We start from the raw sequence: 11,441 nt of genomic DNA, 5'->3' as shown, positions 1-11,441 counted from the left end.
CATAACCTCCCGAATGGTAACGCTGGGTTTGCTCATCTATCTTCCTCCATGGCATGAAATTTCTTTATTCGTTCGAATTTGAGGGTTAATATCCGAAGATCGTTACCGCTCCCTGGGAGCGATTGATCCAAGACAATCAGATTATGCCTTTCGTTTTTAATTCATTAATTTGCTCTGGGGAATATTGGAGGTTGGTCAAGATTTCCATGGTGTGTTGCCCTAACTGTGGCGCCGGGCGCCGGACTTTCGCCGGGGTATGGCTCATTTTGACCGGGAATCCCAGGGTCTTTACCTTTCCGGACGGTTGATCCAAATCCAACACCATCTCCTGATGCCTGACCTGAGGGTCTTGAAAGGTCTGAGCCAAATTATAAATTGGACCGCAGGGAACACCCTCCTTATTTAAGTGTTCGATCCATTCCGCCATTGTCCGCTTACGGGTAATTTCATTGACGATCTCGTTTAGTGCTTGGCGGTGCTGGCGCCTGAGATCGTTGGTTTGGAAGCGGGGGTCCTCGAGCAATTCCTTGAGGCCGAGAGCATGGGCCAGCCTTTCCCACATTGGGTCCCCAGCGGGGGCGATGTTGATGTAGCCATCCAGGGCCTTAAAAGTGCCATAAGGAGCAGACACGGGGTGATCATTGCCATACCGTTCCGGCACCTCACCGAGCCCGAAATAACGGTCGGCCTGGAAGCTCAGAACGCTGATCATCGCGTCCACCAGGGAGGTTTGGACCTCCTGCCCCTTTCCCGTATGCTGCCTCGCCATCAGAGCGACGAGGATTCCATAGGCCCCATAGATCCCCGCCACAGAGTCAGAGATGGGAATTCCGGTCCTCACGGGTTCCCGGTCGGGGAAACCCGTAATACTCATAAACCCCGAAATCCCCTGGGCAATAAAATCAAAAGCCGGGCGAAGAGCGTAGGGACCGTCCTTTCCAAAACCGGAAATCCCGCAATAGATGATGCCCGGGTTTACCTTCCGCAGGGTTTCGTAATCGAGACCAAAGTTGCGCATGATTCCTGGCCGAAAATTTTCCACTACCACATCGGACCTCTCAACCAACCGGAGGAATATCTCTTTGCCCTCTTTGGCTTTTAGGTCCAGGGTCATACCTTTCTTGTTTCGGTTCATCCCAACGAAATACCAGCTTTCTCCCTTGATGATGGTCCCCTGGTATCGGGCGTCGTCGCCGTGCCCTGGAGTTTCGATCTTGATGACATCGGCGCCCATGTCGGCCAGAAGCAAAGTACAGAAGGGGCCGGCCACGAATCGGGTCAAGTCAAGAACTTTAATATTGGCAAGGGGCATCAGGCTTGTCTTTTCCGTTTTTTTTTATTTAAATAAGTCTTTTGACTTTAATAGAGGGTTCCATGGTTTGTCAAGAATAATTTGCCTCTTTGCCTCTCGCCCACCCCCAGTTTTGAAGGATAGCCCCTTTCTCCCAGTTGGTGTGCCGGTTCGGGCAGGAAGGGCCCTCCCCGCCCGAACCACAATAGAAGTAATCACTCAAAAAAACTTGGGGTCGGCAAGTAAATTGCCTAAAATTTATGAACGAAAATATCCAATGTGAAGATGGCGAGGGGTCAACTTTAGTTGCGAGATGAAGTTGGATATGATAATGTGGCAACATGGAATATATCAGTACGCGGGGTTCTGCTCCATCGATCGCTTCGAAAAAAGCCATTATCAAAGGGATTGCGGAGGACAAGGGCCTTTATGTTCCTGCTGCCTTTCCTTTCCTTGGCCCGAACCCATTTGCCGGTATGGGGCAGAATTATTATGCGGCAAGAGCGGTTAGAATCCTGCAAAGTTTCCTCCCTGATTACACGCCGGCCGAACTCTTAACGGCGGGCCAAACAGCCTACGCTGAAAACTTCGATGCGCCTGCGATTGCCCCGGTCCGCTTCCTTGGAGATGGCACGGCCATCCTTGAACTCTGGCATGGCCCAACTTTAGCCTTTAAAGACATGGCCCTGCAGTTGATGCCGCGTTTGCTCTCCACCGCTCTTCAAAGCGAAACCGAAAGGTATGAAGTGGTGATTCTGGTTGCTACTTCCGGAGACACGGGCAAGGCGGCCCTGGAAGGGTTTGCCGACGCCCCGGATGTGCGCATTTTCGTTTTTTATCCTCATGAAGGAGTAAGTGCAATCCAACGGTTACAAATGGTGACCCAACGAGGGAGAAACGTAGGGGCCTGCGCGGTGCAAGGAAATTTTGACGATGCCCAAACCGGAGTCAAGCAGATCTTTTCCGACCCGGCCATCAATAAAAAATTAGCTACCTTTAACTTCCGGCTCTCTTCGGCCAATTCCATCAACTGGGGGCGGCTGGCTCCTCAAATCGCTTATTATTTTACAGGTTATGATGATATGGTGGCGGCCGGGAAGATCCAGCGCGGCCAGCCGATATTGATCTGCGTTCCCACGGGCAATTTTGGCAACATCCTGGCCGCCTACTATGCCAGGTTATGCGGGCTACCCCTGTCCCGGCTGATTTGCGCCTCCAACCAAAACAGGATCCTTACTGATTTCATCCGGACGGGTGTGTACGACCGGCGGCGGGAATTTTACAAGACCGAATCCCCCTCCATGGATATCCTGATTTCTTCCAACCTGGAGCGGCTGCTTTTTGAATTGGCGGGGCGCCAAGCCAGCGTTGTCTCCGCCTGGATGGAAAAACTGGCCAGCCAGGGCTGGTATGACATTCCTTCTGATCCCCTCCGCCAGCTCCAATCTTTTTTTTATGGGGGTTTTGCCGACCCCCAGGATACGCTCCAGGCCATCCGAGAGGCTTTCGAGAAGCAAGAGTACCTAATGGATCCCCATACCGCCGTGGGTTACAGCGTCTTGCAAAAATACCGAGAGGAGACCGGTGATCCCACGCCCGCTTTGCTGGCTTCCACCGCCAGCCCTTTTAAATTTAACCGGGCGGTGTTGGAAGCCTTAGGGCGGGATCCTTCAGGTAAGGATGAATTCACCCTGCTGGAAGACCTGGCCACAATAAGCCACCAGCCCATTCCAGCCAAGCTCATCGAACTAAAATCCCTTCCCGAAGTTCACAGGGAGGTGTGTGCCAAGCAGAGGATGGCGGAAATCCTCGATCAATTTCTGGGGATAAAGGGTTAAGGCCATGCCCATCTCACAACAGAACGCCGTTAAAAGGGTTTAATTCTGGGAAGGGAAAGGAGCATAAAAATTAAAAGAAAGAAATTGGTCAAGGCTTTCCCGGAAGTTTCTTTCATCGTCTGCCGCCGCAGAAAAAATCACCCCAAAATTCCTCCCCTGGTCTGTGAAAGGCGTTGCCAGCACATCAAGGTTTGTCCTGATTACTTCGATTACATCCAACCCGCAATGTTCGGTCGGTGTGAGAAGAGGGAGGCAGGTAAGAGGATTAAAAAATGAAATAAGGGGGTTATCGATGTCTATGCAAAGGGGACGTCATTTTCTACAGATTCCGGGCCCCACCAATGTACCTGACCGGATCCTTAGAGCATTAAGCCGTCCGACGATCGACCATCGCGGGCCGGAATTCGCCCGGCTAACCCAGGAGCTGCTCGCAGGGCTGCAAAAGGTATGCAAAACTTCCGGGAAGATTGTAATATACCCGTCCTCCGGAACCGGAGCTTGGGAAGCGGCGGTTGTGAACGCCCTCTCCCCGGGCGATAAAGTTTTGATGTTCGAAACCGGCCATTTCGCCACGATGTGGCGCAACGTGGCGGCACGCTTGGGACTGGAAGTCGATTTCATCCCCGGAGACTGGCGGCATGGTGTTGACCCTGCCACGGTCGAAGCGAAGCTTAGCGAAGACCGAGAGCGGGCCATCAAGGCCCTCATGGTGGTCCACAATGAAACCTCAACCGGAGTGGTCAGCCGGGTGGCCGAGATTCGGAAAGCCATCGACCGGGTTGGGCATCCCGCCTTATTCATGGTTGATACCATCTCCTCTTTAGCTTTAACCGAATATCAGCATGACGCGTGGGGAGTTGATGTAACGGTGGGCAGCTCCCAAAAAGGGTTGATGCTGCCGCCGGGACTCGGGTTTAACGTGGTGAGCGAAAAGGCCCTGGCCGCAGCGAAATCGGCCCGGCTGCCGAGGTCCTATTGGGACTGGGAAGCGATAATCAAGGTTAACCAGACAGGTTTCTTCCCTTACACCCCGCCGACGAACTTATTTTTTGGTCTGAAAGAAGCGATGCAGATGATCCTCGAAGAAGGTTTGGAGAAGATTTTTGCCCGGCACAATCGATTTGGCGAGGCCACCCGCCGCGCTGTCCGGACATGGGGGCTGGAGATAAATTGCCTGAACCCCGAGGAATACAGCAACTCGGTCACAGCCGTCCAGGTTCCGCAAGGTCATGACGCGGACGCCTTGCGTAAGCTTATCCTGGAAAAGTTCAATCTCTCCTTGGGCAATGGGCTGGGAAGGCTCCAAGGCAAGGTTTTCCGCATCGGCCACATGGGGGACTTCAATGAATTGATGCTGGCCGGAACCTTGGGCGGAGTGGAGATGGGATTGGCCCTGGCGGGGATACCGTTTAAAAAAGGAGGGGTCCAGGCGGCCATCGATTACCTTGCAGGAAACGAATAAGTACTCCCTCACCCCTCGACGAAGTGCTTGTGACTTATGCGCTTAGAAAAAGATCAGAAAGCTTCTTCGTTTCCTTCAGGCCATTTCCGGTGAGCATGACGAGGGCGCCTTCCTTTTCTTCCTTCGGCAGTTTCCGCCAGCCTGCCAAAGCGGAAGCAGAAGTAGGTTCTACAAAAAGACCTAAGGAGAAAAGGATCTTCTCAGCAGAGAGGATCTCCTCGTCATGGACCCCTACGGTATGGCCTCCGCTGTCCCTCAAAGCCTGGAGTACGGCCTTTCCTCGGGGCGGCTTCTGCACCGCAATTCCCTCGGCCACGGTCGCCTCGACCTCCATCTCCCGATAATCTGGAAGCCCTTCCTGGAAAGCCCGGTGAATGGGAGGGCATTGCTCAGCCTGCACGCCAATCAATTTCGGAATTTCCCGCACATGACCCGCCTGTTTCAAGGCCACGAAGCCTAAATAAAGGCCTTCTAAAAACCCGCCTCCTCCAATAGGAACGACTACGCGGGAAGGCAATTTTCCTCCTAACTGTTCCCAGATTTCGAAGGCGGCGGACTGGAGTCCCATGGGAAAAAAGGGATTCCAAAGGTGGCTGGCGTAGTAAGCCTCTTTCGCGGCCTCGATCACTGCCTCGTTGGCATCCTGCCGTTTCCCGGGCACTTTCACCACTTCAGACCCATAGAGCTTCATCTGAATGAGCTTTCCCTCAGGGGTGTAAGCCGGGACATAAACCGTGCATCTGATCCCGGCAGCGGCGGCATAAGCAGAGATGGCTGCGCCGGCGTTTCCCGAGGAATCCTCCACCACCTGAGATACTTCCAAGCTTTTGGCCAGGGAAATGAGGACGCTGGCTCCCCGGTCCTTAAAGGAACCCGAGGGCTGAAGAAAGTCAAGCTTGAATAGGAGGTCGGTGTCCTCGACCTTCCTGCGGACGACCGGTGTCCTCCCTTCCCCTATCGAAACGGGTTCGACCTGCTCGGGAAGGCCGAAAGCCTCGCGATATCTCCAGATAGAAAGGTCACGACGGTCAAGTTGTTTTTTTGAAAAAAATCCGTGGGGTTCAACTTGGAGAAAACTTCCGCAGGGGCACCGGAAAAGCTTTTCGTTCAGGGAATATTTATTCCCGCAGGTAAAACAGGTATATGCCATTGAGCACCTTCCTTAGGGGAAAACAGGTCCCCTCGGTACAGCTAAGTAGGAGACCTTCGGGATAGCACCCGTCCCCCTCGCTGGCCCGTGAATCGTCCATTCTCTACCGAATGGACCCCATTGACGATGACGTGCCGGATCCCTGTGGGGTATTGCCAAGGATTTTCGTACGTGGCCTGATCCAGGACGATTTCCGGATCGAAGACCACAAGATCGGCAGCCTTTCCTGCGGCCAGTACCCCGCGATCTTCAAGGCCCAGCCGTCTGGCAGGCAAAGAGGTCATCTTGCGTACCGCCTCCTCAAGGGACATATCCTTCCTTTCCCGTACATAACGCCCTAACACCCTGGGAAAGGCTCCATAAACCCGCGGATGGGGTTTCGCCCAGGAGTCCATCGGTGCAGATCATGCCTAAGGGATGGCGCAGCCCTAGGACCATTTTCTCCTCGTCCATGCTGAAAAGGATCATACCCACCCGGCCTTCCTCTTCCAGCAGGATGTCCAAGGCTGTTTCCGCAGGGTCTTTCCCCTCTCGGCTGGCGATTGTCGCAACCGATTTTCCCACCCAGGATCGGTTCTTCTGACTTTCCACAGAGGAAATAATGATATTTTCCCACCCGGCATAATTGACATAGTTTTCCCAGGATGGCCCCTCAGGATCCGGGGGTGGGGGGTTGATGAACTGTTCACAAATTTGGGCCCGCAGAGAAGGATCCCTGAGCCGCTGGATTGTTTTCTGGGTGCCCCCGGCCAAAGCCCAGGGCGGAAGTATGGCCAGGAACATAGTGCTCCCGGCTGTATAAGGGTAGATGTCAAAGGTAATATCCAACCCTTCCTGGTAGGCCTTATCCACTGCCTCCAGAGCGAGCTCCATCTTAGGCCAGTTGCGTTTGCCCGCCGCTTTAAAGTGGGAGATGTGTAACGGGATCTCGGCTTCTTTGGCCATGGAAATTACCTCCTGGATGGACTCCAACAGGCGGTCGCCGCCGCTGCGGATATGGACCACCCAAAAGCCTCCCATCCGGCCGCAGGTGCGGAAAAGGCTGACCAGTTCGTCTCGCCGGGAAAAGATGCAGGGCATGTAGATCATCCCCAGGGAGATTCCTAAAGCGCCCTCTTCCATGGCCTGGCGAACATGATCCTCCATGGCTTTGATCTGGTTGGCGTCGGCGAATACATTTTCCAAGCCCATCACCACCATGCGGACGTTCCCCTGAGGGACCAGTAGAGCCAGATTCGGACCCGTAGGAACAGCAGCCAACCGTTCAGCGTACTGTCCGAGGCTTTCCCAGTCCCACGAGATGGGCGGGTCTCCGCTGAGTCCAGCCATATACTGGCGCCATTGAACCGCATGCTGCGGATGCATAGGGGCTGCGCCGATACCGTCTTGGCCCAGCAGTTCGGTGGTGATTCCCTGCATGAGTTTGGGGAGTAATTCCGGCTCCACTAAAATCATTAAATCCGAGTGGCTGTGGGTATCGATAAAACCAGGGGCCACCACCGCGCCAGCAGCGGAGATCTCCCGTAAGGCCTCCCCTTTTCCCACCGGCGCCACCCGCACACTCCGGTCTCCCTGCAGGGCAAGGTCGGCCGGCCTGTCCCGTCGATAACCGTTCCCCCTAAAATCGCCAAATCGAAAATAGTAATCCTCCTCCTCTCTGGTGGGTTTTTCATTCGCTGGCAGATGCTGGAAGGGATTATAATGGTTTGGGTAGGTGGAGTTCAATAAAATAAAATGTGATAGATAAAAGCTGGCCTCTCAGACGTTGTCCGATTATCTTTAATTCTCTCTTTCACCAAGTCATTGGTGGAAGCAATATTCGAGAACCGAGGATTACGACTTGAAAGTAAGCCTAACGTGACGAGTTAACCGGCGCGCCGCCGATGTAGTGCTCGCATTGCCAACCGACGCCCGCCGCCGGCGCGTCCGTGTTGAACGCTGGGTTAGGCCACAGCATATGACTCAATAGGCGAGAAACTTGGAGTCGCCCGGGATCCAAACCGCGAAGAGCGGAACAACCTGCGTACCGGGAAGCCGCTGTGGCCGGCCTACCTCTGCGCGAACGCCGAAGAGGTTGAGAAATGCGCGGTAGTCAGACCAGCCGGTACGTTTTGCGCTGAAGGAATGGACAAGTATCATGGCTGCAACTGCGCGATAGCGCTCACCCTCGATTACTGCGGACGCCGCGCGGTGAAGCAACTGATAACGAATGGCGCCGTCGATTTGTTTCGGCAGTCCAACGCTACGGAGGAGGAAGGAGAGTCTTGTCTTCTTGCCGGGAGAAGCGTCTGCGCGCCATTCTTCTATCGTTGGGCCGAACGGCTCGTTGACCTTTCCTTCGACCATGATCGAAACGGGGCCGGCCTTTGAGCGCGCAAGCACGAAAATGTCGTTCTGGGACGCGCGTTCACCGCCCAGTAGCGGGACCTTGAATTCTGGCACCGCGAGAACAGGCTCGAGACCCGCAATCAACGGATCGGTGGACTTTGCCAGCGCAGAGGAAACCTCCGGCGGAAATCCGTCTGCGGCCTCCCAACAATGCGCCAATGTTCGAGCGGAATATCCGGTGCGCCAATGCTTTGTGGGCTCGGCCAGCAGCGCCTGCCAGTCAGCTGGGCCCGATGTGAAGTGCAGGACGCGCGCCATTGTCGTTTGCTCCCTGTGGCCTAACGTGTCTTATGTTGAGTTCAACATAAAAAATGGTTATCCATGAAGCAGTAGGCGTGGCAGAGCCAGTTGTACCGCTTGACAACTGCACCTAAGATGGAAAGGAATATCTCCCGATCCTGATCGTCGCTGAATATCTTGTGCCGCGCATTCCCGCGGGAGGTGACGTGATAGACGGCTCCCGGGTATTCGATTCGTAACGGTCTCGCCATGGAACAACTCTAGCAGAGAATTACTTATATTTCAAGACCTGACCCCAAATGCGCTAGCTTTTCTCTGTCCCATTTACTCAGGAAATTCCATTTTGAGCTGCGCCGGATGCAGACGTAGCCGAACAACCCCGCGCACTGAAGAGCCTGTTCGTCTAAGCTCAACCGTTAGGGTGAAGTCTCGCTCCCCTTGGTTGTCCATCGGCATCGAGAAATCCAGAATCCCCTTGATCTCTCCGATCTTGCTTATTTCTGTCTCAAAGGTGAACAGCTTCTCAATATCCTGGTTAACTTGACGGAGATCCGGGCGGCGATACAAAGGTTTGGAAGGAAGATTCGCCACATCGGAAATGACAGGCTCGGAAGATTGCTGCGCCAGCCCGAGATTGGGGGGATGCGGAGTGGTGGATTGCTTCTGTATGGAATGCGGAGTGGCGGTTTTGATAAGCATCAAGCCCTTATCGAAGCCACCTCGGCGCTTCTCTTTCTCCTCACGCTCCGCCTCGATATCGGCAGGATTTACTCTCAGCGCTCGGCACAATACTCTTACGATCTCTTGAATGTCGGCAAGCTCGCCGATTAGCTCCTCTCCTGATTGCGCGTCCAGCGTCTCGAATGCTTCCTCGACCAGCTTCTGCCGCAAGGCAGTTACTAGAGCATCGTATATTAATCGCACAGTTTCCGCGCGCTCGCCACGCCTTTCGATGAGAGTTGGAACTTTGTCGCGGACTAGTTTGTTGTATTCAATGACGTCTTCATCGGCACCGAATAGATCGATGCATTCGACTTGGGCGCCACTGTTCTGAAGGATATAGTACGCGTGCGAGAGTATGCCGCCAGACAACTCGACCACAAATTTGTTCAATGCGGCTAATTCTGCTAACTCTTTTGCAAATTGATAATTCCTAATGAGCTCTGGATCGACCGGCTCCACAACGACTCGCTCTATGTGCCTCCCGGATTTCAGGTCCTCCTGCAGTCGTTGCCAGTCCTCGGTTTCTCTTATGCGAAAGTCACTCGCGCTTTTGCGCTTTTGTCGCGGGCTGGCCTTTGGAAGACCAGCTATCTCTGATTTGTTATGGAACCATGGCAGTACCTTGTGATCAGTCGCTTGAGGGTGGTTATCAATGAACCACATGACAGACACAGCATATTTCTCGCGTTCAGCCACTTTCCTGGTTGTGTGGGCGATTTCAAAAAGCCAACTCTCTTTACTTATACTCTTATTCCAATCATATGGAGGCGCTGTTTGGTGAGGTACCCACTTACCATCTTCGTTTGGGGCAATAAATGTCCCTTTGTAGCGCGGGCGTTCCCAAGACTCGTACTTCAATGATGCAATTGGCCAACTAAAGTCGACATCAATCGTCTGGGTATCAACTTCAAACGTGTCGTGAGAATGCCAGTACAGTCCTTCTGGAATGCCCCAAAGTGACTCAATTCGGACGATCCTATTGCCTGGCTCCGCACGCGCCCACGCGGATGCGACCGAGGGAATGAAGTGATGAGCTATCAAGCAAAGGTCCTCACCCTCCAATCCGCTCTTTTCAATTTTAGATTTGAAATCGGTGAGAAGCCAGTTTTTCGCCTCTGTGTGTGAGCGAAGCTCGTCGCTACGTGGGAGCATTTCGCTCTCCTTGCCTGGTGGGATACTCGCCCCATCAGTACGGATGATCAAGGGGCGCTTTGTAAGTTCGGCGAGATCGCTTTCCAGCCCAGGAGGAATCTGGCCGGAGAGAACACACTCCACAACATCTTTGTCATCAACCACGTAAAAGACCGGCATGTTGTAACCGAGTTCTTTATACAATTTTGCATTCCGCAGTTTACCGTAACGTTCGTAATCTTCCTGATTCGCCGGATGAAAGAACTTTAAAGAAGCAAGTTCACAGGAGTGTATCTGAGTCGGAAGGAGTGAGCGCGGATTGACACCGGTCGCCAGCCCCGCTTCATCAGCTTGGACAATGTGGACCGTTTTACCGTCCCACACCCATTCGAAAAGAGTACGTGAAGAAAGTGGGGTTGCCCACATCGCAACGCGTTTCAAGCGGAGTGTTACTTCAAATTCGGAAGTGCAGCGTAGGTCTAATTCAGTCAGGTCGGTTCCATCACGCCATCGCCGGACCGCGATAGGTTCTGTGAAGCCTCGGCCGGCTCCTTGGGGCTCGAACTCTGCAACCCAGTCTCGCTTCTCCTCTCTTAGCCGCCTTTCGTTAGACAGAAGCCCTTTTTGTTTGGGATTTACATACTCCTGAACTATCCAATGCACTTTACCGCCGAGCATCTGAGATAGCCGCGGTGTCAGATTCCGTATCGTGGTCACTACCTGATTTGGTGAGCAGGACTCCGAATTTAGCTGCCCACGGATCCGCATCGTTTCAGACGTTCCGCTTGAACGAACCATCACCCGACGACCTACACCGATGCCGATACGAGCAAGACACTCGATAACCCACCCATCGATTGTTTCATCTCGGCAGTCCCCTTCAAAGCAGGATGCGGTTATCACAAGAAACGGCGGAACCCACTCCGAAGGCAATGAGGCAAGTCCATATGCTTTCCAGCCAATGCGCTCCGCAGAGATTTCTTCGACTGAAAAATCCGCTGGACCTGCTTCGGTAATTACAGTGACAGACCGAAGTGGGGACAGCCGTTTTTTCTCGCGGCGATGGATGTCACCTTTTGGCGTGTCATGGTTTTTACTAGGAATGTCTTCATCTCTCTGCATCGCACACTCCAAATAAACACAATATGGGGTTCTTTCATTTCTGTGAGGAGTCGACTAATTTACCCGAGCGAAGCATTCAACACGGTCGGTGCGGCG

General features: G+C 53.6%; 8 protein-coding genes and 1 pseudogene. 2 read left to right on the top strand and 7 right to left on the bottom strand.

The features are described from left to right. Window positions 1–136: 136 nt before the first annotated feature. Window positions 137–1,312, bottom strand: a complete 1,176-nt coding sequence (locus Q7V48_02905; GenBank protein MDO9209686.1) for a CoA transferase — start codon at window positions 1,310–1,312, stop codon at window positions 137–139. A 320-nt stretch (window positions 1,313–1,632) separates the two neighbouring features. Between Q7V48_02905 and thrC the strand changes: the two genes are divergently transcribed. Both thrC and Q7V48_02895 read left to right on the top strand, forming a co-directional pair. After that, entirely contained in the window at window positions 1,633–3,129 is a 1,497-nt protein-coding gene (thrC, locus tag Q7V48_02900) for a threonine synthase (protein MDO9209685.1), read from the top strand. A 292-nt stretch (window positions 3,130–3,421) separates the two neighbouring features. Further along, a complete protein-coding gene (locus Q7V48_02895; protein MDO9209684.1) occupies window positions 3,422–4,591 on the top strand; it encodes an aminotransferase class V-fold PLP-dependent enzyme in 1,170 nt (389 codons plus the stop codon). 34 nt (window positions 4,592–4,625) lie between these two features. Here the strand turns inward: Q7V48_02895 and Q7V48_02890 are convergent, their stop codons facing one another. From Q7V48_02890 to Q7V48_02865, 6 genes and pseudogenes are all read right to left on the bottom strand, one after another. After that, window positions 4,626–5,741, bottom strand: a complete 1,116-nt coding sequence (locus Q7V48_02890) for a threonine synthase (protein ID MDO9209683.1) — start codon at window positions 5,739–5,741, stop codon at window positions 4,626–4,628. A gap of 41 nt (window positions 5,742–5,782) precedes the next feature. Next, window positions 5,783–6,136: an amidohydrolase family protein gene (locus Q7V48_02885; protein MDO9209682.1), complete on the bottom strand. Its 354-nt coding sequence runs from the start codon at window positions 6,134–6,136 to the stop codon at window positions 5,783–5,785. Continuing rightward, complete coding sequence (locus Q7V48_02880; protein ID MDO9209681.1) at window positions 6,042–7,295, bottom strand: amidohydrolase family protein; 1,254 nt, start codon at window positions 7,293–7,295, stop codon at window positions 6,042–6,044. Before Q7V48_02880 ends, Q7V48_02885 begins: the two co-directional genes overlap by 95 nt. Window positions 7,296–7,703: 408 nt before the next feature. Beyond that, entirely contained in the window at window positions 7,704–8,387 is a 684-nt protein-coding gene (locus Q7V48_02875; protein MDO9209680.1) for a hypothetical protein, read from the bottom strand. A 50-nt stretch (window positions 8,388–8,437) separates the two neighbouring features. Next, window positions 8,438–8,620 (bottom strand): annotated as a pseudogene (locus tag Q7V48_02870) (transposase). A 73-nt stretch (window positions 8,621–8,693) separates the two neighbouring features. Then, window positions 8,694–11,345, bottom strand: a complete 2,652-nt coding sequence (locus Q7V48_02865) for a nucleoside triphosphate pyrophosphohydrolase (protein MDO9209679.1) — start codon at window positions 11,343–11,345, stop codon at window positions 8,694–8,696. Window positions 11,346–11,441: the final 96 nt, after the last annotated feature.

The sequence above is a fragment of the Deltaproteobacteria bacterium genome (assembly GCA_030654105.1).
In the GTDB taxonomy this organism is placed as follows: Bacteria; Desulfobacterota; SM23-61; order SM23-61; family SM23-61; genus JAHJQK01.
The sequence above is the reverse complement of the archived record's forward strand: the minus strand, read 5'-3'. Positions and strand labels throughout refer to the sequence as shown.